This is a genomic window from Nitrospirillum viridazoti CBAmc (assembly GCF_000730165.1).
In the GTDB taxonomy this organism is placed as follows: domain Bacteria; phylum Pseudomonadota; class Alphaproteobacteria; order Azospirillales; family Azospirillaceae; genus Nitrospirillum; species Nitrospirillum viridazoti.
Genome location: NZ_CP022110.1, coordinates 1,397,587 through 1,423,135 on the forward strand (window position 1 = coordinate 1,397,587; position 25,549 = coordinate 1,423,135).

At 67.8% G+C, this 25,549-nt stretch carries 17 protein-coding genes; 6 read left to right on the plus strand and 11 right to left on the minus strand.

Annotation, left to right across the window (positions count from 1 at the left end):
• Positions 1-25: 25 nt before the first annotated feature.
• Positions 26-2,524: a cation-translocating P-type ATPase gene (locus Y958_RS06535; RefSeq protein ID WP_244909401.1), complete on the minus strand. Its 2,499-nt coding sequence runs from the start codon at positions 2,522-2,524 to the stop codon at positions 26-28.
• Between the two features lie 283 nt (positions 2,525-2,807).
• On the opposite strand from Y958_RS06535, the gene Y958_RS06540 reads away from it, so the two are divergent.
• Positions 2,808-3,197, plus strand: a complete 390-nt coding sequence (locus Y958_RS06540) for a VOC family protein (protein ID WP_004272924.1) — start codon at positions 2,808-2,810, stop codon at positions 3,195-3,197.
• Between the two features lie 478 nt (positions 3,198-3,675).
• Entirely contained in the window at positions 3,676-4,692 is a 1,017-nt protein-coding gene (locus tag Y958_RS06545) for a sulfotransferase family protein (protein ID WP_088871364.1), read from the plus strand.
• Positions 4,693-4,719: 27 nt separating this feature from the next.
• On the opposite strand, the gene Y958_RS06550 is transcribed toward Y958_RS06545, so the two are convergent.
• The 5 genes from Y958_RS06550 to purQ form a co-directional block, all read right to left on the minus strand.
• On the minus strand, positions 4,720-5,010 hold the full coding sequence (locus tag Y958_RS06550) for a hypothetical protein (RefSeq protein WP_088871365.1): 291 nt from the start codon (positions 5,008-5,010) through the stop codon (positions 4,720-4,722).
• 390 nt (positions 5,011-5,400) lie between these two features.
• Positions 5,401-5,739, minus strand: coding sequence for a Grx4 family monothiol glutaredoxin (gene grxD / locus Y958_RS06555; protein WP_004272927.1), 339 nt, complete (start codon positions 5,737-5,739; stop codon positions 5,401-5,403).
• Between the two features lie 218 nt (positions 5,740-5,957).
• Positions 5,958-6,194, minus strand: a complete 237-nt coding sequence (locus Y958_RS06560; RefSeq protein WP_040846404.1) for a BolA family protein — start codon at positions 6,192-6,194, stop codon at positions 5,958-5,960.
• A 149-nt stretch (positions 6,195-6,343) separates the two neighbouring features.
• Positions 6,344-8,473 carry a phosphoribosylformylglycinamidine synthase subunit PurL gene (gene purL, locus Y958_RS06565; RefSeq protein WP_411861187.1) on the minus strand — a complete coding sequence of 710 codons (2,130 nt, stop codon included), beginning with the start codon at positions 8,471-8,473 and terminating at the stop codon, positions 6,344-6,346.
• Positions 8,474-8,559: 86 nt separating this feature from the next.
• Positions 8,560-9,249, minus strand: a complete 690-nt coding sequence (purQ, locus tag Y958_RS06570; RefSeq protein ID WP_088871367.1) for a phosphoribosylformylglycinamidine synthase subunit PurQ — start codon at positions 9,247-9,249, stop codon at positions 8,560-8,562.
• A gap of 291 nt (positions 9,250-9,540) precedes the next feature.
• On the opposite strand from purQ, the gene Y958_RS06575 reads away from it, so the two are divergent.
• Positions 9,541-10,932 (plus strand): NAD-dependent succinate-semialdehyde dehydrogenase, encoded by a 1,392-nt coding sequence (locus Y958_RS06575; protein ID WP_088871368.1) that lies wholly within the window; start codon positions 9,541-9,543, stop codon positions 10,930-10,932.
• A gap of 47 nt (positions 10,933-10,979) precedes the next feature.
• Here the strand turns inward: Y958_RS06575 and Y958_RS06580 are convergent, their stop codons facing one another.
• The 5 genes from Y958_RS06580 to Y958_RS06605 form a co-directional block, all read right to left on the minus strand.
• A complete protein-coding gene (locus tag Y958_RS06580; protein WP_088871369.1) occupies positions 10,980-13,154 on the minus strand; it encodes an EAL domain-containing protein in 2,175 nt (724 codons plus the stop codon).
• Complete coding sequence (locus Y958_RS06585) at positions 13,151-14,932, minus strand: PAS domain S-box protein (RefSeq protein WP_211098555.1); 1,782 nt, start codon at positions 14,930-14,932, stop codon at positions 13,151-13,153. The genes Y958_RS06580 and Y958_RS06585 overlap by 4 nt, the downstream gene beginning before the upstream one ends.
• A 380-nt stretch (positions 14,933-15,312) precedes the next feature.
• Positions 15,313-17,850, minus strand: coding sequence for a beta-galactosidase GalA (gene galA / locus Y958_RS06590; RefSeq protein WP_186291291.1), 2,538 nt, complete (start codon positions 17,848-17,850; stop codon positions 15,313-15,315).
• A gap of 374 nt (positions 17,851-18,224) precedes the next feature.
• The gene (map, locus tag Y958_RS06600) at positions 18,225-19,004 is read right to left on the minus strand and encodes a type I methionyl aminopeptidase (protein WP_088871370.1); all 780 of its coding nucleotides are present in this window, start codon (positions 19,002-19,004) and stop codon (positions 18,225-18,227) included.
• The gene (locus tag Y958_RS06605) at positions 19,004-19,225 is read right to left on the minus strand and encodes a ParD-like family protein (RefSeq protein ID WP_088871371.1); all 222 of its coding nucleotides are present in this window, start codon (positions 19,223-19,225) and stop codon (positions 19,004-19,006) included. Before Y958_RS06605 ends, map begins: the two co-directional genes overlap by 1 nt.
• Before the next feature lie 315 nt (positions 19,226-19,540).
• Here Y958_RS06605 and Y958_RS06610 point away from each other — a divergent pair, with 315 nt between their 5' ends.
• The 3 genes from Y958_RS06610 to Y958_RS06620 all read left to right on the plus strand — a co-directional run bounded on the left by Y958_RS06610 (position 19,541) and on the right by Y958_RS06620 (position 25,527).
• Complete coding sequence (locus tag Y958_RS06610) at positions 19,541-20,389, plus strand: ImuA family protein (RefSeq protein WP_088871372.1); 849 nt, start codon at positions 19,541-19,543, stop codon at positions 20,387-20,389.
• Positions 20,390-20,392: 3 nt separating this feature from the next.
• The gene (locus Y958_RS32750) at positions 20,393-22,093 is read left to right on the plus strand and encodes a Y-family DNA polymerase (protein WP_186291292.1); all 1,701 of its coding nucleotides are present in this window, start codon (positions 20,393-20,395) and stop codon (positions 22,091-22,093) included.
• A gap of 173 nt (positions 22,094-22,266) precedes the next feature.
• A complete protein-coding gene (locus Y958_RS06620) occupies positions 22,267-25,527 on the plus strand; it encodes an error-prone DNA polymerase (RefSeq protein WP_088871373.1) in 3,261 nt (1,086 codons plus the stop codon).
• Positions 25,528-25,549 lie beyond the last annotated feature (22 nt).

Consider the following 25,549-nt stretch of genomic DNA (forward strand, 5'->3'; position numbering starts at 1 on the left):
AACGGCCCCAGGTCGATGGCCCAGGTCAACGGCGGAGGTGATCGGCCCAAAGGGGCTTCACCACCTCCAGGGTCAGCACCATGACGACGGCGGCGGCGAAGGCCACGGCCAGGTCGTCGGCATGCAGGGGCCCGAAGGCGAACAGGGCGACCGCGGGCGGCCAGGCGAGGGTGGCCGCCATGACCGCGCCCATGACCGCCAGCACCGTCCATAGCGCGGTGTTGGGCCGCAGCAGCGCCGTCAGGGGTGAGGCCGCGAAGGAGCGGTTGACCAGCACCAGACCGAAATTGACCAGCATGAGGGCGACGAAGGCCAGCGCGCGGGCCTGGTCGGCCGGCATGCCGCCGTTCAACGCGGCCATGAACAGCACCGCCACGACGGCGAAGGCGACGAAGCCTTGGGCCAGGCTCCACAACACCAGCGCGCGGGAAAACAGGGTGCTGCCCGGCGGGCGGGGTGGCCGGCGCATGATGTCCGCCTCCGACCGTTCCGCTTCGAAGACGATGGAGCAGACGGGGTCGATCACCATTTCCAGGAAGGCGATGTGCACGGGGGTCAGCAGCAGCGGCAGGTCCAGCGCCAGCGGCAGCAGCGCCAGGCCGGCAATGGGCACATGGACCGCCAGGATGTACCCCATGGCCTTGCGCAGATTGTCATAGATGCGCCGTCCCAGCCGGATGGTGTGGACGATGGACCCGAAGTCGTCGTCCAACAGCACCAGGGACGCCGCCTCGCGCGCGACGTCCGTGCCACGGCCGCCCATGGCGATGCCGATGTCCGCCGCCTTCAGCGACGGCGCGTCGTTCACGCCGTCCCCGGTCATGGCCACGATTTGGCCGTCCGCCTGCAGCGCCTTCACGATCGCCAGCTTGTGCGCGGGACGGGTGCGGGCGAACAGGGCGGCCCCCCGGACGCGGGCCGCCTGTTCCTGGGGCGGCAGGCCATCCAGTTCCGCCCCGGTGACCAGGGGGCCGTCGGGTAGGCCGGCCTGGACGGCGATGGCGCGGGCGGTGATGGGGTAATCCCCCGTGATCATCACCACGCGGACGCCCGCCGACAGGCAATCCCGCACCGCCGCCGGCACCTCCGCCCGCAGCGGGTCGCTGAAGCCCACCAGGCCCAGCAGGTGGCAAGGATAGTCGCGGCGGTCGGCGGGCAGCGGGCCCTGCGCCTCGCCGCCGGCGACGGCCAGCACGCGCATGCCGTCGCCGGCCAGGCCGTCCACGGCGCGCAGCATCGCCGCATGCGCCTGCCGGTCCAGCCGGCATAGCGCCGCCACCGCCTCCGGCGCGCCCTTGGCCGCCACGATGGCTCCGCCCTGCGGCGGCTGCCAGACCTGGGTCACCGCCGGCAGGCCCGGCTCCAGTCCATGTTCCCGCGCCAGGACCCAGGAGGGCTCCGGCGGATGCAGGCCCAGGCGCTGACCCAGGTCGTGGAAGGCGCGCTCCATGGGGTCGAACGGGGTGGGGGCGCTGGCCAGGATGCCATGCCACACCAGCGTGCGAATGGCGGCGGCCTCTGTATCACCGGGCGTCAGGCGTCGCGTCAGGTCGCCGGCGTCCCGTATCTCGGCAATGGCCATGCGGTTCTGCGTCAGGGTTCCGGTCTTGTCCGTGCACAGCACCGTGGCGGCGCCCAGTGCCTCGATCGCCGCGGCGCGGCGGGTCAGGACCCGCGCCCGCGACAGGCGCCACGCCCCCATGACCATGAACACGGTCAGCACCAGGGGGAACTCCTCCGGGATCATCGACATGGTCACGGCCAATCCGGCGAGCGCGCCTTGCAGCCAGCTTCCCCGCGCCAGGCCGTAAAGCACCATGACCAGGACGCTGACGGCCAGTCCGGCCACGGCCACGCCGCGGACCAGGCGGCGCGTCTGCTGGTTCAGCCGGGTGGGCTCCGGATGGATTCCCCCAAGGGCCAGCCCGATCTTGCCGATTTCACTGTGACGGCCCGTGGCGATGGTGGCGCCGCAACCGCGGCCGCGCACCACCAGGGTGCCGGAAAAGGCCAGGGGCAGGTCGTCGCCCCCTGGGGCGGCGGCACCGTCGTCCGGGCCGCCGGGGCGTTTGCGCACCGGCGCGGATTCCCCGGTCAGCAGGGATTCGTCCACCTCCAGATCCTGGGTGGACAGGAGGTGGATGTCGGCCGGCACCCGGTCGCCTTCCTCCAGGAACACGATGTCGCCGGGCACCACCTCCCGTCCCGGAATGCGGACGCGCGCGCCATCGCGCAGCACCTGGGCCCGGGGGCTGGTCAGGGTGCGCAGCGTGTCCAGCACCCGCTCGCTCCGGCTTTCCTGGGCGGCGGCGATGCCCACCGACGCGGTGGCGAAGGCCAGCAGCATCAGGCCTTCGCGCAGGTCGCCCAGCACCAGATAGATAAGGGCGCTGGCCACCAACAGGCCGAACATGGGTTCGGCCAGGATACCCAGCAGGATACGGAGGAAGGGGCGCCTGTCCGGCCGGGGCAGTTCGTTGTAGCCCTCGGCCACCAGCCGCCGTGCCGCTTCCGTGGCGGACAATCCGGCGGTCGGAACTGGGTCGCGCGGCATCATGGCACCCGGGGGCGGATACGGTGTTCAGGCGAACGCAGTGTACCCGGGGTAGGTGCGGCGGCTTTGATACAGATCAGACGACATCTCCCGGCGTCGGCCCGGGACACGCCCCCGACGCTTGCCATCCGCGGCCATGCCCGCGCCTCTTTGCCGCGTGGCCATCCGGGGCGTGGCCTTTTCTTTTGGTTGTGGCAATGCGATGCTGCGCCATCACACCAGCAGAGGCCGGCAGGGCCAGCGGGGGAGCGGCATGGAACGGGTCACGGGCATTGGCGGCGTCTTCATGAAGGCGCGGGATGTGAAGGCGTTGAGCGCCTGGTACCGTGACGCCCTGGGTGTCCCGCTCAGCCCGTATTTCGCCGGCGCCAAATTCAGCTGGCCTGAGGGACAGCGCCCCGACCGGCCGGGCACCACCGCGTGGAGCCTGTTCCCTGAGGACAGCACTTACTTCGCCCCGTCTACGGCGCCCTTCATGATCAATTTCCGGGTGGACAACCTGGATGCCATGCTGGCGCAACTGCGGGCCTTCGGCGCCGCCGTGGACGAGCGGGTGGAGCAGAGTGAATTCGGCCGCTTCGGCTGGGTCATGGATCCGGAAGGCAACCGGGTCGAGCTGTGGGAACCGCCCCCCGGCAAGTAATCCTGCGTTCCGTTAACTCCGCGCTCCGTCTGCCCGCTGGCGGACCTCGTGTGCCTGTCGGCAGCCCGGCCCTGCGTCTGCGGGATGCCTGGGCGGAAGTTCCCTGCCTGCCAATATCCTATCCAAAAAAATGAAACATGCCCGCTTGGCGCAGGGGATGTTTGCACGCCTGGGTGGAGAATGTGGCGGAGTTCAGGCTAAGGCCTAGGCCGAATTAAATAATTTTTGCAAATATGAATGATTTTATTGAGCGCGACCTATTACGATGGTCATGTATCAGGTATATCTAATGGATGTCTCGGTAACGGGTCTACTAGACGGAAGAATCCGTTTCTAGAGCATAAATGAAGCAGGATTTTTAATCTCCCTGCGTAACAGGAAAGTCACGGAGAGAACCTGTGACTTGTGGACGCATCCCAGCCTGGATTGATCCGGAGAAGGTTGCCGTTCGCCCAATCACTGTAATGGGGATTTGGTCTTGTCGAACGCCTATGCCAAGAATTGGGACAGTCAAAGTCGCGCCGGTACCCCGGCGTCCCGCCCCGCGCGGACCGTCCATAGCCAGGGCGGCACGATAGAACGGCTGCGGCGGCGCTTCGCCGATTTGCCGGCACCGGTGATCGTCTATAACAAGTCGCATTCCGGCAGCCGGCTGCTGGCCCAGATGCTGGACGACCAGGGCGTGTTCATCGGCGGCAAACTGAACGAGTCCAACGACGCCATGGCCATCCTGCCCCTGGTCGAACGGCTGGTGGAGGACTACTACCCCGATTACCACGCGCTTTGGGACCGGGAGTGGCCCACCGACCTTGAGGCCCTGTTCGTCACCGCGATGATGGAGCATCTGGCGGGCTATGACGGGCATTCGCCCTGGGGCTGGAAGCTGTGCGAGACGACCTACATCGTTCCCATCATCGCCGCCGTCTTCCCCGAGGCGCGTTTCATCCACCTGCTGCGCGACGGGCTGGATGTGGCCTTCAGCGACCATGTGCCGCCCCAGGCCCGCTTCTGGCGCAAGGTTTATTTCAATAATGGCGACATCCAGGGCTGGCGCGGCCTGTCCATGACCAACCGCGCCTACGTCCGCCGGCCGCACGTCTACAACGCCCTGCACTGGATGAATTCGGTGGAGGTGGGGCGTACCTACGGCGCCATGCTGCAGGAACGTTACCTGGAGGTGCGGTACGAGGATTTGTGCCAGGACTTCATCCCCACCTCCCACCGTATCCTGGCCTTCATGGGGCAGGTGGCAGACGAGGCCGCGCTGATGAGGCGGTCCGCTTCCGTGCGCAAGGGCGCCATCGGCAAGCATCATCGCCACCGCCGGCAGCGGCGCCAGGTGGTTCGCCTGATCGAGCCCACGCTGTTGTCCCTGGGATATCTGGAGGCGCCTAGCCAGCCCACGCTGTTGTGGCGCCTGCGGGAGCGCTGGTACAGCGTGCTGCGCGAGGCGGGCAAGGGCTGGAGCCGGCTGCGGGGGCGCCGCCACGGGTAGGATGGCCCCGGTAGGACGGCAGGGGGGTCAGCTGGCGGCCTTGCTCAGGCGTCGGCGGTTGGCGCGCACCTTGCGGCGGTAATGGGCCAGCACCTTGGCGGCGGCGCCGTCGGCGCTGGTGCCCAGGCCGCCGGTCAGCGCCCGCATCTGCAGGTCCAAGCCGGCGGCGATCTTCTCGCTCACCATCCGCTGCGCCTCCGTCTGCGCGGCGGCTCCGCCGGCCGCCAGCTTCATGGTGCGCAGGGTGATGACCTGCAAGGCTTCCATGCCCAGCAGCCAACTGTCGAAGCCATTGCGCATCCAGGCGTTCTTCGCCATCGGTGTCTCCGCGATCGGGGGCAAGCCCGACTTAAACGGGGCGCGGCCCGTCTTTGTTCCGACACTCCCATTACCGTCACCTGGAACAAAATCCGGTTCCTCGGGGTTCTTGTCGGCGTTGGCCCAGTCTCGTGGGGCCGCTCTCAAGAATTGAGAGATCGAGAACCGAGAAACAAGGAGATCGCGGCGATGCGATATGGGCTGTTATGGCTGCTGGGGGTGCCGTTACCCGTCCTGATCATCATCTATCTGATGTTTCATTAAGGGACGGTGAAGGGACGGTGCGCCGCGACCGCGTCAGGCGGCATCCCAGCGAGCTGAAAGCACAAAGCGAAAGGGCCGCGCCCGGCATCCCGGGGCGGCCCTTCGTCAATTCTCAGCCCTGGGTGATCAGGCGGCGGCCTGGGCGGCGACGCCCTTCTCGGCCAGCAGCTGCACCAGCTCACCCGACTCATACATGTCGCGGATGATGTCGCAACCGCCCACGAACTCACCCTTCACATACAGCTGCGGGATGGTGGGCCAGTTGGTGAATTCCTTGATGCCCTGGCGCAGGGCCGGGTCGACCAGGATGTCGATGCCCTTGAACTTCACGCCCAGGTGGCTCAGCACCTGCACGACGGCGGCGGAGAAGCCGCACTGCGGGAAAACGGGGGTGCCCTTCATGTAGAGCACGACGTCGTTTTCGGTGATGTCGCGGCGGATGCGCTCTTCGACGGTCTTGTCCATGTACGATCGATCCTCTGGTGCCGGGGCCGCCTTCCTCACGCGGGGAAGACGGTCGGCGGTCTAACCAAGCCGGCCAAACGGGGCCGGTGTCGCTGGCGACCATGATACCGCTGGCGGCGGCTTGGTTCACCCAACAACGTGTACCCGTCATAAATGAGCGCGCGCCGGGCGTCTGTCCAGAGGGAATAGCCGGCGCATCGCCCCGCGATGTTCGCGGATCAGTCTTGCGTGGCCGCCGTGGTCAGGGCCAGGGCGTGCAGTTCATTGCCCATGCGGCCGCCCAGGGCCGCGTAGACCATCTGGTGCTGCGCCACCCGGCTCTTGCCCTTGAAGGCCGCCGCGGTGACGTAGGCGGCGTAATGGTCGCCGTCGCCCCGCAGATCCTCGATACGCACCTCGGCGCCCGGAATGCCTTCCCGGATCAGGCGCTCGATTTCAGAGGCGTCCATGGCCATAAGTTATTTCCTTTCTATGTTCCCTCAGGCGCCGGGCGGCCGCATCCGCGGCCTTGGCTTGTCCTCGCTGTGCCCTGCGGTGCTCGCTCCGGCGCCCGCAGTCGCGGGCTACGCTGGCATGAATAAGTCATGCCAGCGCTCCCGTCTGCTTAGGCGTCACCGGCCATGTAGCCGGGCAGCCAGCCTTCGTGCACCTCGCGCAGGTCGGCCAGCGCCAGGGCGCCGCCGCCCAGGCCGGTGATGGCGTCGCCGCCCACCGTGCCCAGGGTGGTGACCGGTACACCGGCGGCCTTGGCGGCGTCGGTGACGGCGGCCACATCGCCGGCGGCCACGGTGACCAGATAGCGGCCCTGGTCCTCACCGAACAGCAGGCCGGCGTCTGCCGCCTCCAGGCCAGTCAGGGCGATGCCCTTCTTGCCGCGCAGGGCCATTTCCGCCAGGCCCACGGCCAGGCCGCCGTCGGCCAGGTCGTGGCAGGCGGTCAGCGTGCGGGCCTCGATCAGGCCGCGCACCAGGTCGCCGGCGCGGCGCTCGGCCGCCAGGTCGACCGGCGGCGGGGCGCCTTCCTCACGGCCGTGCACCTCGCGCAGGTACAGCGACTGCCCGACATGGCCTTTCGTCTCACCGAACAGCAGGACCACGTCACCCTCGGCCTTGACGCCGCTGCCGATGGCCAGGGTGCTGTCCTTCAGCAGGCCCACGCCGCCGATGGCGGGGGTGGGCAGGATGCCTTCGCCATTGGTCTCATTGTACAGGCTGACGTTGCCCGACACGACGGGGAAGTCCAGGACGCGGCAAGCCTCCGCCATGCCTTCGATGCAGCCGGCGAACTGCCCCATGATGCGGGGCTTCTCCGGGTTGCCGAAGTTCATGTTGTCGGTGATGGCCAGGGGCAGGGCGCCCACGGTGATGATGTTGCGGTAGGCCTCGGCCACTGCCTGGGCGCCGCCGCGCACCGGGTCGGCGTAGCAGTAGCGCGGGGTGCAGTCGGTGGTCATGGCCAGCGCCTTGGGCGTGCCGTGCACCCGCACCAATGCCGCGTCACCACCAGGCCCGATCATGGTGTCGGCACCCACCTGGCTGTCGTACTGCTCCCAGATCCAGCGGCGGGAGGCGAGGTCCGGCGTGCCCATCAGGGCCAGCAGGGTGTCGCGGGCCGATGCCTTCAGCGGGGCGTCCGCCGCGGCGATCTCGGCCTGCGGCGGGGTCGGCTCCGTCGGGCGGTTGTACAGCGGCGCCTTGTCGAACAGGGGCGCCAGCTCCACGTCGCACCAAGTGTGGCCGTGCATGCGGATGACCATGCGGCCGTTGTCCGTCAGCTTGCCGATGACGGCGAAGTCCAGTTCCCACTTGTCGAAGATGCGCTTGGCCTCTTCCTCGCGGCCCGGCTCCAGGATCATGAGCATGCGTTCCTGGCTTTCCGACAGCATGATCTCATACGGGGTCATGCCGGCTTCGCGCTGGGGAACGGCGTCGAGATCCAGGTCGATGCCCAGGCCGCCCTTGCCCGCCATCTCGACGGAGGAGGAGGTGAGGCCGGCGGCGCCCATGTCCTGGATGGCGACGATGGCGTCGGTGGCCATCAGCTCCAGGCAGGCCTCGATCAGCAGCTTCTCGGTGAAGGGGTCGCCCACCTGCACCGTCGGGCGCTTGGCCTCGCTGTCCTCGGTGAACTCGGCGGAGGACATGGTGGCGCCGTGGATGCCGTCGCGGCCGGTCTTCGACCCCACATAGACGACGGGCTTACCCACGCCGGCGGCCTTGGAATAGAAGATCTTGTCCGTCTGGGCCACGCCCACGGTCATGGCGTTGACCAGGCAGTTGCCGTTGTACGCCTTGTGGAAGTTGGTCTCGCCGCCCACGGTGGGCACGCCGACGCAGTTGCCGTAGCCGCCGATGCCGGCCACCACGCCCGCCACCAGGTGACGGGTCTTGGGGTTGGCGGGCTCCCCGAAGCGCAGGGCGTTCAGGTTGGCCACGGGGCGGGCGCCCATGGTGAAGACGTCGCGCAGGATGCCGCCCACGCCCGTCGCCGCACCCTGGTAGGGCTCGATGAAGCTGGGGTGGTTGTGGCTTTCCATCTTGAAGATGGCGGCCTGGCCGTCGCCGATGTCGATGACGCCGGCGTTCTCACCGGGGCCGCAGATGACCCAGGGCGCCGTCGTCGGCAGCTTCTTCAGCCACACGCGCGAAGATTTGTAGGAGCAGTGCTCCGACCACATGACGGAATAGATGCCCAGTTCCGTCAGGGTGGGCGTGCGGCCTACGCTTTCCAGCATGCTGGCGTATTCGTCGGGCTTCAGGCCGTGCTCGGCCGCCAGCTCGGCGGTAACCTTCGGTTCGCGGTCAGGGGTGTGGGTGACGCTCACGACAGGCTCTCCAGCAGGCTGGTAAACAGGGCGCGGCCATCGGTGTTGCCGTGCTGCGGGTCAAAGGCGCGTTCGGGGTGGGGCATCATGCCCAGGACGGTGCGCGTCTCGTTGAAGATGCCGGCGATGTTGTTGGTGGCGCCGTTGGGGTTGCCGGCCGCGTTCACCACGCCGGCGGCATCGGTGTAGCGGAAGGCCACGCGGCCCTCGCCTTCCAGGCGCTTCAGCGTCTCCTCATCCGCCACGTAGTTGCCCTCGCCATGGCCCACCGGAATGCCGATGTGCTGGCCCGGGGTGTAGTGGCGGGTGAAGGCGCTGTCGGTGTTCTCCACCTTCAGATCCACCGTCTTGCAGATGTACTTCAGCGACTGGTTGCGGATCAGCGCGCCGGGCAGCAGCCCCGCCTCCGTCAGGATCTGGAAGCCGTTGCAGACGCCGATAACCTTCACACCCTGGGCGGCCCGTTCCTTCACCACCCGCATGACGGGGGAGTTGGCGGCCATGGCGCCGCAGCGCAGATAGTCGCCGTAGGAAAAGCCGCCGGGAACGGCGATGACGTCGACCTCGGGCAGGTCGGTGTCGCGGTGCCAGGCGTGGAAGGTCTTGTGGCCGGAAACCTGTTCCAGGGCCACGGCGATGTCCCGTTCACAGTTGGAACCGGGAAAGACGATGACGGCGGACTTCATGGGGGCCGCAAATCCGATCGTTGGAGGCCGGGGAAGGCGGGATGCCCACCGATCCTAAGCCGGCGCAACACCCGTCGTCTTGTGGGGCGGAAGCTAGCCGCGCCGCTGGTCGAATGCAAGGCGTGGGGGTGGGGGGCTACCCCGCGCGGATGTGGGGCGTGGCGACCGCTAGGGATGGGGTGGCCATGCCCCGGCGTACCCTTTTGATGCACCTCATGGCCCCCAAGCCGACGCTGGTGCTCCGATGGTGCTGGCCGGGCTGCTGCGCCGGCCCCAACGGAGGACGACGCCATGCCGTACGCGACCACCAATCCCTATACCGGCGAATTGCTGAAGACCTTTCCCGACGCCACCGACGCGGAAATCGACCGCGCCCTGACGGACGCCCACGCCGCCTTTCTGGCCTGGCGGGAAACGCCCTTCGCCCATCGCGCCGGCGTCATGCAGAAGGCGGCCGACATCCTGCGTGCCGAGGCCGACGCCTATGCCCGGCTGCTGACGCTGGAGATGGGCAAGCTGTTCACCGAGGCGAAGGCGGAGGTGGAACTGTCCGCCCGCATCTTCGAATATTACGCCGAGAAGGCGGAGGCGCTGCTGGCGCCGGAGAAACTGCCGGTGGCCGACCCGGCGGAGGGCGAGGCCGTGCTGGTGTGCGAGCCGCTGGGCGTGCTGCTGGCCATCGAGCCGTGGAACTTCCCCTATTACCAGATCGCCCGCATCATTGCCCCGCAGCTGTCCGCCGGGAACACGATGCTGCTGAAGCACGCCTCCAACGTGCCGCAGTGCGCCGCCGCGTTCGAGGGGCTGATGCGCCAGGCGGGCCTGCCCGACGGCGCTTTCCGGAACCTGTACGCCACCCGGGACCAGATCGAGCGCATCCTGAACGACCCGCGCGTTCACGGCGTAGCCCTGACGGGGTCGGAGGCGGCGGGCGCGGTGATCGCGGCCCAGGCGGGCAAGGCGCTGAAGAAATCCACCATGGAACTGGGCGGGGCCGACGCCTTCGTCGTGCTGGCGGACGCCGACATGGACAAGACCGTCAAGTGGGCGGTGTTCGGCCGGCATTGGAACGGCGGCCAGGTCTGCGTCTCCTCCAAGCGCATGATCATCGTGGATGAGGTCTATGACCAGTTCCTGGACCGCTACATCAACGGCGTCGCCGGGCTGAAGGCCGGCGATCCCTTCGACGCCGCGACCACCCTGGCGCCCCTGTCGTCGCAAGGCGCCGCCGATGAGGTGAAGCAGAAAATCCGCGAAGCGGTCGCCCATGGGGCCAAGGCGATCGAGGTGGGCCCCAAGGTTCCCAACCAGGGCGCCTTCGTCCAGCCCACCATCCTGATGGAGGTGGGGGAGGACAACCCCGCCCGGTACTGGGAATTTTTCGGCCCCGTCTCCATGCTGTTCCGCGCCAAGGACGAGGACGACGCGGTGCGCATCGCCAACGACTCCCCCTTCGGCCTGGGCGGTTCCGTCTTCACCCGCGACACCCAGCGCGGGGCGGCGGTGGCGGCCCGCATCTCCACCGGCATGGTCTTCGTCAACCACCCGACCATGGTGAAGGCCGACCTGCCCTTCGGCGGCATTCGCCGTTCCGGCTACGGCCGCGAATTGCTGGGCCTGGGCATCAAGGAGTTCGTGAACCACAAGCTGATCGACGTGGTCGACATCGACGCGCCGTTCTGACCAGTACCACCGCCCGGGCGCGGACAGCTCTGCGCCCGGGCGTGCGGTCACATATGCGCCAGCGTGGCGACCGGCGGACTGGTCAGCAGCGCTTCCAGCGGCACGGGGCGGCCCAGACCGTAACCCTGGCCATAGTCGATGCCGACGGCCGCCAGAAGCCGGGAAATGTCGTCATTCTCCACATATTCGGCGATGGTCTGGATGCCCATGACATGCCCGATGCCGTTGATGGCCTGGACCATGGCGGCGTCCACGGGGTTGTTCACCATGTCCTTGACGAAGCTGCCGTCGATCTTCAGGTAGTCGACCTGGAAATGCTTGAGGTAGGCGAACGACGCCATGCCGCTGCCGAAGTCGTCGAGCGCGAAACGGCATCCCCGGGCGCGCAGCATGGCGATGAAGGCGCTGGCGGTCAGCATGTTGGAGATGGCCGACGTCTCGGTGATCTCGAAACAGATGGCCTCGGGGCGGATCTGCCAGAAGTCCAATTGATGGTCGATGAAGCGCAGGATGCTTTCGTCGTTCAGGGAACAGCCCGAAAGATTGATGGCGAACAGCGACCCTTCCAACTGCCCGCTTTCGGCGATGGCCGCGAACGCCGTTCGGATCACCCACCGGTCGATGTTCCGCATCAGGCCATAGCGCTCGGCGGCGGGAAGGAAGGCCATGGGCGGAACGATCTTCCCACCCGTGTCGCGCAGGCGCAGCAGGATTTCCACATGGCGCCCAAAGGGTTCCGTTTGGCCCAGCGCAACGATGGGCTGGGCGTAGAGGACGAAGCTGTCGTCCTGGAGCGCGCGATGGATGCGCCCGTACCAATCCATTTCGTCATGGATCTTGGTCAGCAAGGCGTCGTCGGGCTCATAGGTGTGGATGCCGTTGCGCCCAGCCTCCTTCGCGGTGTAGCAGGCGGAGTCAGCCAGCCGCAGGATCTCGTTCAACTCCAGGGTCAGCCGCTCGTCTCCACCGCCGAAGCTGACTAGGCCGACGCTGACCCCGATAGGGAAGACCCGGTCGCCCCAGACGAAATGGAAGTCGTTGATCTGCTTCTTCATCGCCTCGACCACGCGGGTGGCCGCATCCAGGGGGCAGCCCTCCAGCAGCACGCCGAACTCATCCCCGCCCAGGCGGGCGAGGCAGTCGCTGGAGCGTAACGGCCCGCGCAGCAGCTTGGCGACCTGCCGCAGGGTCTCGTCGCCGGCGGCGTGGCCGCAGATGTCGTTGATGATCTTGAATTGGTCGAGGTCGAGATAGGCCAGGACGCTGGGCCGCGGGTCCGTTTCCGCAGCGGCGATGGCCTTGCCCAGACGCCGTTCGAACTCCAGCCGGTTGAACAGGCCGGTCAGGGAATCATGGGTGGCTTGGTAGGTCATCTCCGCGGCCAGTTGGCGTGCCACGCTGACATCGTGGAAAACCATCACGGCGCCGATGACCTTGGCGTCGCGATCGCGGATCAGCGCGACCGAATCCTCCACCAGCCGGTTGCCGCCGCTTCGGTCCATCAGCGCGCAGTTGGCGGACAGGCCCACGCTTTTGCCTGTCATCAGGGCCGCCTCCAGGGGGGAGGCGAGGTGGGCGCCGGTTTCGGCGTCGCGCAGGTCCATGACCGTTGTGCTGGGTTGTCCGCAGGCGTCGGCCTGGCTCCATCCCGTCATCTCGGTCGCCGCCGGGTTGATGAAGTTGACCAAGCCGCGGTCGTCCGTGGTGATTACGCCGTCGCCTATGGCGTTGAGGGTCACCAGCAGGCGTTCCTTCTGATGAAACAACTCGGTGGCGTGCGTTTCCAACTGATCCTTGGCCGTTTGGATTTCCGCGTAGGCCGCCGCCAGGCTTTCCCGGCTCTGGTGCAGTTCCTTCTCGATGCGACGGCGCTCCAACGCCATTTGCAGGGTGGCGTGCAGTTCGCGCTCGGAAAATGGTTTCAGAAGATAGCCGTAGGGACCTGTCGCCTTGGCCCTGTCCAGGGTGCCCTGTTCCGCGTAGGCGGTCAGGTAGATCACCGGGGCGTTGATGGCGGCGGCGGTGTCGATGCCGTCCTTGTGGCCGGAGATGTTGATGTCCATCAGCACAAGGTCGGGCGCCGTCACGCGCGCGCCTTGCAATGCCTGGTCATAAGAGGCCGCGACGCACGGCACATCATATCCCAGCCGGGACAGGATGAGGCGCAGGTTCAGCGCCACCACGGCCTCGTCCTCCACGACCATGATCTTGGGTTTCATCATGCCGGAACCTTCTCGATGGCGGGAGTCATGGGGAAGACAAGGGTGAAGCAGGTCGGGTCGCGGCGGTGGACCTGCAAGATTCCCATCAGCTGTTGCGACAGCAGGTTGACCAGCGACAGGCCCATGGTGGTGGCCAGCTGAATGTCCAGATCGCCGCCTATACCCACGCCGTCGTCGCTGACTCGCAGCATGGCTTGGTCCTCGCCCAGGCGGGCGAAGGTGACCGACACCTCGCCGTGGCGGTCGCCGGGGAAACCGTGTTTCAGGGCGTTGGTGATCAGTTCGTTGACCAGCAACCCGCAGGGGATGGCCGCGTTTATGGGCAGGAACAGTTCGCCCACGTCGATCTTCAGACTGACGCGCCCGGCGTCCAGCCCGTAGGCCGCCACCAGCGTGGGGGCCAGCCCCTTGAGAAAAAGGCCAAGGTCAACTTCCGAGAAGTTCTTGGATTCATATAATATCTGATGAATCAATGACATCGACTGGACGCGATTTTTCGTGTCACTCAACATGTCCCGGATGGCCTGGTCCTGGATCCTGTAGAGCTGCAGGTCGATGAAGCTGTGCACAATCTGCAGGTTGTTTTTGACGCGATGGTGGATCTCACCCAGCAGCAGGTCCTTTTCCTGCAAGGCCGCCTGGATGCGCGCCTCCTTCTGCTTGCGGTCGGAGATGTCGACGATGGCGGAGAGGACCATGGTCTCGCCATCGGTTTCGATGGGGTTGAGGCCGATCTCCACCGGGAATTCGCTTCCGTCCTTGCGGCGGCCGAAGAGGTCGCGTCCCGCCCCCATGGGACGTGATCGCGGGTCGCTGAAGAACGAGGCCCGCTTTTCCGGATGGTCGTGACGGAAGCGGTCGGGCACCAGCATTTCCACCGACTGGCCCAGCAGCTCATCGCGGGCGTAGCCGAACAGCCGTTCGGCCTGGGTGTTGACCATCTCGATTCGCCCTCGGGCATTGATCATGACCATGGCATTGGGGGCGGATTCGACGACCTGGCGGAAGCGTTCCTGCATGCGTTTGCGGTCGGAGATATCGACGATGGCGGAGAGGACCATGGTCTCGCCATCGGTTTCGATGGGGTTGAGGCCGATCTCCACCGGGAATTCGCTTCCGTCCTTGCGGCGGCCGAACAGGTCGCGTCCCGCCCCCATGGGACGTGATCGCGGATCGCTGAAGAACAGGGCCCGCTTTTCCGGATGGCCGTGACGGAAGCGATCGGGCACCAGCATTTCCACCGACTGGCCCAGCATCTCGTCGCGGGTGTAGCCGAATAGCCGCTCGGCTTGGGTGTTGACCATCTCGATCCGCCCTCGGGCATTGATCATGACCATGGCATTGGGGGCAGATTCGACGACCTGGCGGAAGCGCGCTTCCGTCCGCCGCCGTTCCGTCAGGTCCTTGCAGATTTTGATGAACCCCTTCAGCCCGCCGTCTGCGTCGCGGAAGGCGGTGACGTCGATGCTGGACCAGAACGTCGAGCCATCCTTGCGTCGGCGCCAACCCTCGCCCTCATGCGTGCCGTTGGCGGTGGCCATCGCCAGTTCGTGCGCCGGCTCGCCGCGCGCCAGGTCTTCCTCGGTGAAGAAGATTTCGAAACTTCGCCCCAGGATTTCCTGTTCCTGGTACCCTTTGATGCTGACCGCCCCCTGGTTCCAGCTGCGGACACGGCCCTCAGGATCCATCATGAAGATGGCGTATTCCTGGATATTATGAATCATTTGGCTGAACTGACCGACGGCAAGGCCCGTGTCATGGATGCGGTGGTCGGTCATTTCTGCGCCTCTGGCAATCCCGTATCGATTGCCAGGATCGTCCTGTCGCCTACGACGGAATAACCCTGGGCAAATTCTATTATAGATTTAAACCAGGATGATTATTTAACGTTAATAGACCGTAAAGAAATATCTCCCCAGCAACTACCTAGCCTGAAGATAGGTAATGAAAGGAAAGCGTTCCGTGAACCTGTTAATCATGGACTGCTCGTGGTGCGTCTGGCGGCGGAGGCGCGCGTCAAAGCACATTGACCAGCTCATCGAGCCGCTGGGAAGGGAATGCATCTGATTTTTTTGAATATTGGCGGGTGCTCCCGCCAATACCGCGATATCTAGATTTATTTTTCTACTTAAAGGGGTTCAAATGGCGGGGCTTCCCGTCACGCCTCGGGGATGGCCATCGCTTGCTCCAGCGCCAGTTCCACCGTCGCTGATTTAAGCCCGGGGGCTGTGGCGGTCACGCGCACGCGGCCTTTATTCTTGTCCGTCTGCACGATGGCGCCGCACAGGCCCTTGAAGGCCTTGCGATCGGGTGCGTGGTCGGGTTCCAGACTGGTGGGGTCGCCGTTGCCTACGCCCAGCAGACGGGCGCCGCCCTCAAGGGTGAAGGTGACGGTGTTGTCCGCGTCGGGCACCAGGCGGCCCTTGGCGTCGACCACGCTGGCCGACAGCACCGCCACGTCGTCGCCGTCGGCCAGCAGTTTGACGCGGTCGGCGGCCAGGGTCAGGGCGTGGGCCGGGCCGGCGGTTTCCTGACGTTGGGTCAGGACGCGGCGGCCGTCCTTGTAGCCGTGGGCCTCGATGGCGCCCGGCTGGTAGGGCACGGTCCATTCCAGGTGGCGGTTGCGCGTGACGTCCTTGCGCCCCAGGCTGCGGCCGTTCACGAACAGCTCCACCGCGTCCAGGTTGCTGTGGCACCAGACAGCGATGTCCTGGCCCTCCCGCCCCGGCCAGGTCCAGTGCGGGAACAGGTGCAGGTGCGGCTGATCCGGCCGCCACCAAGCGCGGTAGTAGTGGTAGTTGTCCTTGGGAAAGCCGCACAGGTCCAGGATGCCGAAGTTGGATACGGTGTTGGGCCAGTCGATGAAGGGCGTCGGCTCCCCGCGATAGTCGAAGCCCGTCCAGGCGAAGCCGCCGGACAGGAAGGGGCGGCTGTCATAGAAGGTCCACCACTGTTCCGCCGTGCTGGCCCACTTGGGATACTCGGTGTCATAGGCGGGGACGTAGTGGCGCTGGTCGTCATGGGCATAGACGCCGCGCGTGCAGACGGTGCTGGCCGTTTCCGTGCCGATCATGGGCTGGTTGGGGAAGCGGGCGTGGAAGGCGTCGATCTCATCCAGGTAGTAGTTGAAGCCCATGACGTCCAGCACCGGGCTGGCGCCCTGGCCGAACTTGCCGTTGAACGCCTCCGTGACTGGGCGGGTGCCGTCCAGGCGGTATACGGCGCGCTTCATGCTGGCGGCGATGCGGGCCCCCTGTTCCGTGCCGCGGTGGATTTCCTCATTGCCGATGCTCCACAGGAAGACGCTGGGGCGGTTGCGGTCGCGCCTCACCATGCGTTCCAGCTGGCTCATGCCCTCCGGGTTGCTGGACATCTGGCGGGTTTCCTCCATCACCAGGATGCCCAGCCGGTCGCAGGCATCCAGCAAGGCGGGGGCCGGCGGGTGATGGGTGGTGCGCCAGGCGTTGGCGCCCATCTCCTTCAGCCGCTCGACGCGATAGGTATGCAGCCGGTCCGGCACGGCGAAGCCCACGCCGGCATGGTCCTGGTGGTTGCAGGTGCCCTTCACCTTCACCGGTCGCCCGTTCAGGAAAAAGCCCTGGTTGGCATCGAAGCGCAGGGTGCGGATGCCGAAGGGGGTGTGATAGCGGTCGACCACCGCCCCGCCCACGCTGACCTCCGTCACCAGGGTGTGGAGGTTGGGCGCCTCCAGCGACCACAGGGCGGGTGAGGGCAGGGTGGCGGTCTGTGTCACGGCGCCGGTGTCCCAGGCGCCCAGCGTCACCGGCGGGGCCTCCAATTGCAGGACGGCCGTGCCGTCGGGGCCCAGCACGGTGCTGCGGACCGTGAGATCCGCCGCCGGGCCCTCGTTGGCCAGCTCGGTGGTGATGGTGAGGTCGGCGCCGCTGGGCGTCACCGTGCTGCGCACGAAGGTGCCCCACTGCGGCACATGGGCGGGCGCGGTCTTCACCAGCCAGACGTGACGGTAGAGGCCGGCGCCCTCATACGACCAGGCCTCGCCCAGGGTGGCGTCCACGCGGATGACCAGGGTGTTGGCGCCGCCCAGGAGGACGAAATCGGTGATGTCCACGCGGAAGGGGGCGTAGCCGCTTTCGTTGGTGGCGACGATGAAGCCGTTCAGCACCACCAGGCAGTTGCGAGCGACACCGTCGAACTCCAGCGACAGGCGGCGCCCGGCGTCGCTGGCGGGCAGGGTGAAGCTGCGGCGGTACCAGCCGACGCTGGTCTCGGGAAACTGCCGGCCCAGGGGTTTGAAGCCCTGGTAGGCCATGGCTTCCGCCGCCTCCTTGCCCGGCAGCCGCGCCTGGGCGAAGGGCAGGTCCACCGCCCAGTCGTGCGGCAGGGTGACGGCGGCCCAGTCCTTGTCATCGAAATCGGCCTTGGCCACCGGGGCGCTGAGGTCGCCGGACTTGGCGTAGGTGCTGCGGTCGGCGCCGAAGCCGAAATCCTGCAGCGGGTCGGCGGCATGACCCAGGTGGAAGCGCCAGCCGTCATTCATGCGCAACCGCTCCCGCGGGGTCAGGTCGGCGGGTACGGGGGCAGGGGATGCCGCCGCGACCTGTGCTGGCGCCGCCATCGCCGACGGGACACCGGCCGGCGCCACGCCCAGCGCGGTCCCAAGGGTGGGCAGCGTGGCGGCGGTGGCCAGCAGGCGGCGGCGGGTCAAATCAGGCATGGCAAGCGTCCCCAGGGTGCGGCGATTTATAAATAATATATAATATCCAATTTGCGCCGCGTAAAAGCCTTATGACTTTCAAGATGCTTGATCAGCGTCAGCGGCCAGCTGCACGCTGGCGATCTGTAGCCGGGAGGGGGCGATGCGGGTCGCAATGTGGGGGAACAGCCTGGCCGTTCGGTTGCCTGTGGCGATGGTCAAGGCCCTGGGTTGCAGGAAGGCGACGAGGTCGAAATCCATGTCGCGGACAGGCGGGAAGTCACTGTCACCCATAAGCCCGGACGGGAGGATTTGTTAATGCGTCTGCGTTCCTTCCGGGGGCGGCTGCCAGCGGATTTCAAATTCGACCGTCACGACGCCAATGCCCGGTAAGATCATCGGGTCTCGGCCCGCTGCTTGCGCTCTTCCGCCCGCAGGGTCAGGACGCGCACGCCGGTGGCGGTGACGGCCACGGTGTGCTCGAACTGGGCGGACAGCTTGCCGTCCACCGTCACCACCGACCAGCCGTCGTCCTTGGTCTCCACCTTGGCGCCGCCCTGGTTCAGCATGGGCTCGATGGTGAAGACCATGCCCTCCTTCAGGCGCAGGCCCGTGCCCGGCTTGCCGAAATGCAGGACCTGCGGTTCCTCGTGCATCTCCCGGCCGATGCCGTGGCCGCAATACTCCCGCACCACGGCATAGCCGTTGCGCTTGGCGTGGCGCTCGATGACATGGCCGACGTCGCCCAAATGGGCGCCGGGGCGCACCTGGCGGATGCCGTGCCACAGCGCCTCATACGTCGTCTGCACCAGGCGCCGCGCGGCCGGCGCCACCGCGCCGATCAGGTAGGTCTTGCTGGAATCGGCGATGTAGCCGTTCTTCTCCAGCGTGATGTCGAAGTTGACGATGTCGCCGTCCGCCAGGATGTCGGTGGCGGAGGGCACGCCGTGGCAGACGACCTCATTGCGGGAACAGTTCAGGACGTAGCCATAGCCATACTGCCCCTTGCTGGCGGGGCGGGCGTGCAACTGGTTGACGATGTAGTCCTCGACCCGGTCGTTGACCGCCAGCGTGCTGAGGCCGGCCAGGGGCATGTCGTCCAGCATCTGGAAGACGCTGGCCAGCAGGCGCCCGGCCTCCCCCAGCTTTTCGATCTCGTCGGGGCGCTTGACCATCAGGAGGTGGGTTCCAACGGGCGGGGTTCCGGTTCCAGATGGACGGAGGCCATCTTCAGCTGGATGCGCAGGATGTCGTTCAGCGACAGGGTAGGGTTGGCCTCCGCCAGCATGCCGATCTTCATCCAATATTCGGCCTGGGCGTTGATGGACCGGCACAGCACGGTGCTGGCCTTGCGCACCTCCTCATGCAGGTCGTCGTCGATCTTCACGATGCCCATGGGGCTCTCCAATATACGAAACGTATATGATCCATATATCGGGGGTGACGTCACGTCAACCGGCGCTGTCGATTCCGGATAGTCCGGTTTTGGGGTGTCGACTCATCTTGACCAGGCGGCCGACTCCGGATTAGAACATAACAAGAACATCATCCCCCGCACGCGAGAGACCAAGGCAGCATCCCCATGCCCGCCATTCCTCCCCCCATTTCCGCAGTTCGGCCAACGGCTTGTCCAAGTGGGGCTTGCCCAAGAGGGACTTATCCTGAAGAGGGACAGTCTGAGGGTGCCCTGGACCGTCAGCGCCTGCTGGCGGTGCTGCGGGAACAGGTGCGCGCGGTGGAGGCGCCGGGCACCGGCCGGGGCGTCGTGCCCCTGGGCGTGCCGGCGGTGGATGCCCATCTGCCGGCGGCCGGCCCGGGGGAAGGTGGCGCCCACGGCCTGCCGCGCGCCGCCCTGCATGAGGTGGTGGCGGCGGGCGATCTCGATGCCGGTGCCGCCACGGCCTTCACCGCCCTGCTGGCCGTCCGCCTGGCGGAACAGGTGCGCGGCCCCATCCTGTGGATGACCCGGGCACCCGACCTGTACGCCCCCGGCCTGGACGCCCAGGGCGTGGGGCCGGGCCGGCTGGTGGTGGTGCATGCCGCCTGCGAGGTCGACCTGCTGTGGGCCATGGAGGAGGCGTTGCGCTGCCCGCGCGTGGGCGCCGTGGTGGGGGAGGCTGGCGGGCTGGACCTGACGGCCAGCCGCCGCCTGCACCTGGCGGCGGAAACGGGCGGCGTGCCGGGACTGCTGCTGCGCCTGAACGCGGGTAAGGGGGGCGCCATGAAGGGCTTGAAGGGGGCTGGGCGGGGCGGCGGGCGGGGCAGCGGGCGGGGCGACACCCAGGCCACCGCCGCCGTCACCCGCTGGCAGGTGGGCACGGCGCCCATCTACGCTGATGACAGCGCCGCTTCGGCCTTCACCGGCCCCGCCTGGCGGGTGGAACTGCTGCGCTGCCGGGGCGGCCGGCCGGGGGCTTGGACCCTGTATGAACGCGAGGGGTTGAGGCTGGAGGCGGCGGGCCAGGTGGCCGTGCCGGCGCCGGAGATGCCGCCGCCCGCCTCGGCGGTTGTGCCCTTCACCTCCACCCAATTCCCCTCGACTGGGCGCGCGGTGGGCTGAGCCATGCGCCGCATCCTTTCTCTCTGGCTGCCCACCTTCGCCACCGACCGTGTCGCCCGGGGACTGACGCCGCCGCTGCCTGCGGACGACGCCCTGGTGACCCGCCTGTCGGACCGGGGGCGCCTGACCGTGGCGGCGGTGAACGCGGCGGCGCGGGCCAAGCGCCTGGTGCCGGGCATGGGCCTGGCCGACGCCCGCGCGCTGGAACCCCAGGTGCGGGTGGTGGACGCCGATCCCGAGGGCGATGTCGCGGCCTTGGAGCGGCTGGCCGACTGGGCCCGGCGCTACACGCCCTGGACGGCGGTGGACCCCAGCGATCCGCCGGGTTTCGGCCCCAAAGGCCTTGGTGGGGGGCCCGGTCTACTCATGGACATCACCGGCTGCGCCCATCTGCTGGGTGGGGAGCATGAGTTGCTGCTGGACCTGGAGCGCCGGCTGGCCAAGGCGGGGTTCGAGGCGCGGGCCGCCATCGCCGACAGCATCGGCGCCGCCTGGGCGCAGGCCCGCTTCGGCGCCCAGCTGGTGGTGCCGCCGGGCGGGGCCGCCGAGGCCCTGGCTGACCTGCCGCTGCCGGCCCTGCGCCTGGGCCCCGACTTGGTGGCCAGCCTGCGCCGCGTGGGCCTGCGCCGGGTGGGCGAACTGATGCGCATGGCCCAAGGAACAGCAGGGGGGGCGGGATCCAAGAATCGGGCGGCGCTGGCGGCGCGCTACGGCGCCCTGGTGGCCCTGCGCCTGGACCAGGCCCTGGGCTGGGTGGAAGAGCCGCTGTCGCCCCGCCGCGCGCGCACCCGCCACACCGCCCGCCTGACGGTGGTCGACCCCATCTCCACGCCCGAAGGCCTGGCCCAGGCGGTGCGCCACCTGCTTGGCCGGGTGGCGGCCAGCCTGACGGCGGCGGGGGAGGGCGCGCGCTCGCTGGAGCTGGAGGCCTGGCGCATCGACGCCGGCCACGACGTCCCGCCCCAGGTGCTGAGCGTGGGCGCCAGCCGCCCCAACCGCGACCCCGCCCATCTCTGGCGCCTGCTGGAACCGCGCATGGACCAGCTGGAGCCGGGGGCGGGCTTTGAGATCATGGCCATTTCCGTCACCCACGCCGCCCCCTTCGATGGCGGCCAGGCGGTGCTGAGCGGCGACGGGCTGGCCGACCTGGCGGGACTGCCGGCGGCGCAGACGGGAGCGGCAGCCGGTGCCGGCAACTCCCTGGTGGCCGATCCGCCCATCGCGGAACTGGTGGACCGGCTGGGCGCCCGCCTGGGTCATGGCCGGGTGCTGCGCCTGCTGCCCCGGCAAAGCTGGATACCGGAACAGGCGGTGCGGGCGGTGCCGGCCGAGGCGCAGGACAACAGCCCGCCAGCGGCCCCGCCGGCGGCCGCACCGGTCGCTTGGCCGGCCGACCGGCCGCGCCCCATCCGCCTGCTGCCCCGGCCGGAGGCGGTGGAGGTGGTGGCCCCCATCCCCGACGACCCGCCCCTGCTGTTCCGCTGGCGCGACCAGACCTATCGCGTGGGCCGGGCCGAGGGGCCGGAGCGCCTGCTGCCGGAATGGTGGGAAGGGGGGGAGCGCCGCCCCAACCCGAACCCCGAGCCCCGCGACTATTACCGGGTGGAGGATGCCGAGGGCCGGCGCTTCTGGCTCTATCGCCTGGGACTCTACCACGCCGGCGGCCCGCCGCCCCGCTGGTTCCTGCACGGCTTTTTCGGGTGACGTCCGCTCGTGTAAGAATTTCTTCCGGAGCGGAGCGACTAGGCCGCGACTGCGGCCGCCGGACCTTTTCGGGGAGCGTTAGCGGACTGAAAAGGGAGGATAGCCAAGGGCCGGATGGCCCGCCGGCGCTTGAGAATACGAAACACAAACTCCCGCCCGGCGTCTGAGGGAACATGCAAAGCTACTCCGAGCTTCAAGTCGCCAGCAATTTCAGCTTCCTGCGCGGCGCCTCCAAGGCCGCTGAACTGGTGACGGCGGCCAAGGCGCTGGGGCATCGCGCCATGGCTTTGACCGACCGCAACAGCCTGGCCGGGGTGGTGCAGGCGCATGCGGCGGCGCGCGACCTGGATTTCCGCCTGGTGGTGGGGGCGCGGCTGGATTTGACGGATGGTCCCTCGCTGCTGTGCTGGCCCACCGACCGCGCGGCCTATGGCCGCCTGTCCACCCTGCTGACGGTGGGCATGCGCCGGGCGCCCAAGGGGCAATGCTTCCTGGCCCGCGCGGATGTCGAGGCCCATGCCGCCGGCCAGATGATGGCGGTGGTGCCGCCGGACACTCTTGACGCGGACTTCACCGCCGACCTGGCCGATTACCGCCGCCGTTTCGGCCGCACCCTCAGCCTGTGCCTGACCCATCGCTACCAGGGCGACGACACCCGGCGGCTGGACCGGCTGGCGGCGCTGGCGGAGGCGCACGGCCTGTCGCCGCTGGCCACCAACGACGTGCATTACCACCACCCCGGCCGGCGGGCGCTGCAGGACGTGATGACCTGCATCCGCGAGCATTGCACCATCCAGACGGCGGGCTGGCGCCTGGCCGCCAATGCCGAGCGCCACCTGAAACCGCCGGAGGAGATGGCGCGCCTGTTCCACCGCCATCCCCGCGCCCTGGGGCGCATCCGCGACATCGTGGAGGCCTGCACCTTCTCCATCGGCGAGTTGCGGGCCGATTACCTCTACCCGTCGGAGGTGAAAGGGGGTGAGACCCCACAAGGACGCCTGGCCCAGCTGACGGCGGAGGGGGCCCGCAAACGGTACCCGGCGGGCGTGCCGGAAGATGTCGAAAAGCAGATCGACAAGGAATTGGCCCTGATCGGGGAACTGGGCTACGCCTCCTACTTCCTGACGGTCTATGAGATCGTGAGGTTCGCCAACGAGCAGGGCATCCTCTGCCAGGGGCGGGGATCGGCCGCCAACTCCGCCGTCTGCTATTGCCTGGAAATCACCTCCATCGACCCGGTGGAAAGCGGGCTGCTGTTCGAGCGCTTCATCTCCAGCGCGCGCAACGAGCCGCCGGACATCGACGTGGATTTCGAGCATGAGCGGCGGGAGGAGGTGATCCAGCACATCTACGAGAAGTACGGCCGCGATCACGCCGCCATCGCCGCCACCGTCATCTGCTACCGCTCGCGCGGGGCGGTGCGCGACGTGGGCAAGGCCATGGGCATGAGCCAGGACACGGTGGGCCAGCTGTCGGCCATGATCTCCGGCTGGGGCACCGGCACACCGGAGGAGGAGCGGGCGCGGGAGGCCGGGCTGGACCCCGACGATCCGCTGCTGCGCCAGGTGCTGGACCTGACGGGCCAGATCTCGAAATTTCCCCGCCACCTGTCGCAGCATGTCGGCGGCTTCGTCATCACGCCCAAGCCGCTGGCCACCTTCTGCCCCATCATGAACGCGGCCATGGAGGACAGGCAGAACATCGAATGGGACAAGGACGATCTGGACGCCGCCGGCCTGATGAAGGTCGATGTCCTGGGCTTAGGGATGCTCAGCTGCCTGCGCCGGGCGTTCACCCTGCTGCGGGATCATTACGGCCGCGACTTGACGCTGGCCACGGTTCCGCAGGACGACGTTGCGACTTACGACATGCTGTGCGCCGCCGATACCCTGGGGGTGTTCCAGGTGGAGAGCAGGGCGCAGATGTCCATGCTGCCCCGCCTGCGCCCCCGTGAGTTCTATGACCTGGTGGTGCAGGTGGCAATCGTCCGTCCCGGGCCCATCCAGGGCGGCATGGTCCATCCCTACCTGCGCCGCCGCCAGGGGCTGGAGCCGGTGGACTATCCGTCCGAGGCGCTGAAGAAGGTGCTGAAGAAGACGCTGGGCGTGCCCCTGTTCCAGGAACAGGCCATGCAGATCGCCATCGTCGGCGCCGGCTTCACCGGGGCGGAAGCCGACGCCCTGCGTCGGGCCATGGCCAGCTTCCGCAAGCTGGGCGACATCGACACGTTCGAGGAAAAGTTCCGCAGCGGGATGCTGAAGAACGGCTATACGGCGGAATTCGCCGAACGCTGCTTCAACCAGATCAAGGGTTTCTCCACCTACGGCTTTCCGGAAAGCCATGCCGCCAGCTTCGCCAAGCTGGTTTACGTCTCCGCCTGGATCAAGTGCCACTACCCCGACGTCTTCGCCTGCGCCCTGCTGAACAGCCTGCCCATGGGCTTCTACGCCCCGGCGCAGATCGTGCGCGATGCCCGGGACCATGACGTGGTGGTGCTGCCGCCGGACGTGAACCATTCCGATTGGGACAGCCGGCTGGAGCCGCCGGGGCGGGGGCAGCGTTTCCAGACCCTGCGCCTGGGCCTGCGCCTGGCCAAGGGCCTGAGCGAGGCGGCGGTGCAGCCCCTGCTGGAGGCGCGGGGGCATGAGCCCTACGCCAGCCCGCATGATCTGTGGCGCCGCGCCCGCTTGGCGCCGCGCACCCTGGAACTGCTGGCGGAGGCCGACGCCTTCCAGTCCATGGGCCTGGACCGGCGCCAGGCGCTGTGGGCGGTCAGCGCCCTGGGCGAACGGCTGCCGCCCCTGCTGGACCTGGCGCTGAATGCGGAGGAGGAGGGGACGGGCGACCCCTGGGCGGAGGACCCGTCCATCGCCACCCTGCCGGCCATGACCCTGGGCGAGCACTTGGTTGAGGACTACACCCGCCTGTCCCTGTCGCTGAAGCGCCACCCCATGAGCCTGGTGCGCGACGACGTGGTGGCCCGGCTGGAGCGGTTCGCGGCGGAGCCCAAGGAGAGGATGGTCCGCCGCTATCCCCTGATGCGCATGGAGACGCTGGAGACCCTGGCCGATGGCAGCCGCGTGGCCCTGGCCGGCCTGGTGCTGGTGCGCCAGCGGCCGGGCAGCAGCAAGGGCGTCATCTTCATCACGCTGGAGGATGAGAGCGGCATCGCCAACCTGGTGCTGATGCCCGAGACCTTCACCGCCTTTCGCCGCCACATCCTGGGCAGCCGCCTGCTGCTGTGCCTGGGGCGGGTGGAGAAGGTCATCGCCCCCACCCAGGACCAGGGGCCCAGCGCCACCCCCGTCACTCACGTGCGCGCCGAGCGCCTGATCGATTACTCCGACCTGCTGTCCCGCCTGGACGAACCCACCGGTGCGGCCCCCGCCCGCCGCGCGGACGCGACCTTTCCGGATGGGCGGAACTTCAGGTGAGGGCAGGGCTGCCCTGGAAATT

Bases quoted from the DNA above. Each gene is read 5' to 3' on its own strand.
- Y958_RS06550 (WP_088871365.1), bottom strand. From the start codon at position 5,010: ATGGCGAAGAACGCCTGGATGCGCAATGGCTTCGACAGTTGGCTGCTG.
- Y958_RS06560 (WP_040846404.1), bottom strand. From the start codon at position 6,194: ATGGCCATGGACGCCTCTGAAATCGAGCGCCTGATCCGGGAAGGCATT.
- Y958_RS06580 (WP_088871369.1), bottom strand. From the start codon at position 13,154: ATGATGAAACCCAAGATCATGGTCGTGGAGGACGAGGCCGTGGTGGCG.
- Y958_RS06585 (WP_211098555.1), bottom strand. From the start codon at position 14,932: ATGACCGACCACCGCATCCATGACACGGGCCTTGCCGTCGGTCAGTTC.
- Y958_RS06620 (WP_088871373.1), top strand. From the start codon at position 22,267: ATGCAAAGCTACTCCGAGCTTCAAGTCGCCAGCAATTTCAGCTTCCTG.
- purQ (WP_088871367.1), bottom strand. From the start codon at position 9,249: ATGAAGTCCGCCGTCATCGTCTTTCCCGGTTCCAACTGTGAACGGGAC.
- Y958_RS06575 (WP_088871368.1), top strand. From the start codon at position 9,541: ATGCCGTACGCGACCACCAATCCCTATACCGGCGAATTGCTGAAGACC.
- Y958_RS32750 (WP_186291292.1), top strand. From the start codon at position 20,393: ATGCGCCGCATCCTTTCTCTCTGGCTGCCCACCTTCGCCACCGACCGT.
- map (WP_088871370.1), bottom strand. From the start codon at position 19,004: ATGGTCAAGCGCCCCGACGAGATCGAAAAGCTGGGGGAGGCCGGGCGC.
- galA (WP_186291291.1), bottom strand. From the start codon at position 17,850: ATGCCTGATTTGACCCGCCGCCGCCTGCTGGCCACCGCCGCCACGCTG.
- Y958_RS06540 (WP_004272924.1), top strand. From the start codon at position 2,808: ATGGAACGGGTCACGGGCATTGGCGGCGTCTTCATGAAGGCGCGGGAT.
- purL (WP_411861187.1), bottom strand. From the start codon at position 8,473: ATGCTGGAAAGCGTAGGCCGCACGCCCACCCTGACGGAACTGGGCATC.
- Y958_RS06605 (WP_088871371.1), bottom strand. From the start codon at position 19,225: ATGGGCATCGTGAAGATCGACGACGACCTGCATGAGGAGGTGCGCAAG.
- grxD (WP_004272927.1), bottom strand. From the start codon at position 5,739: ATGGACAAGACCGTCGAAGAGCGCATCCGCCGCGACATCACCGAAAAC.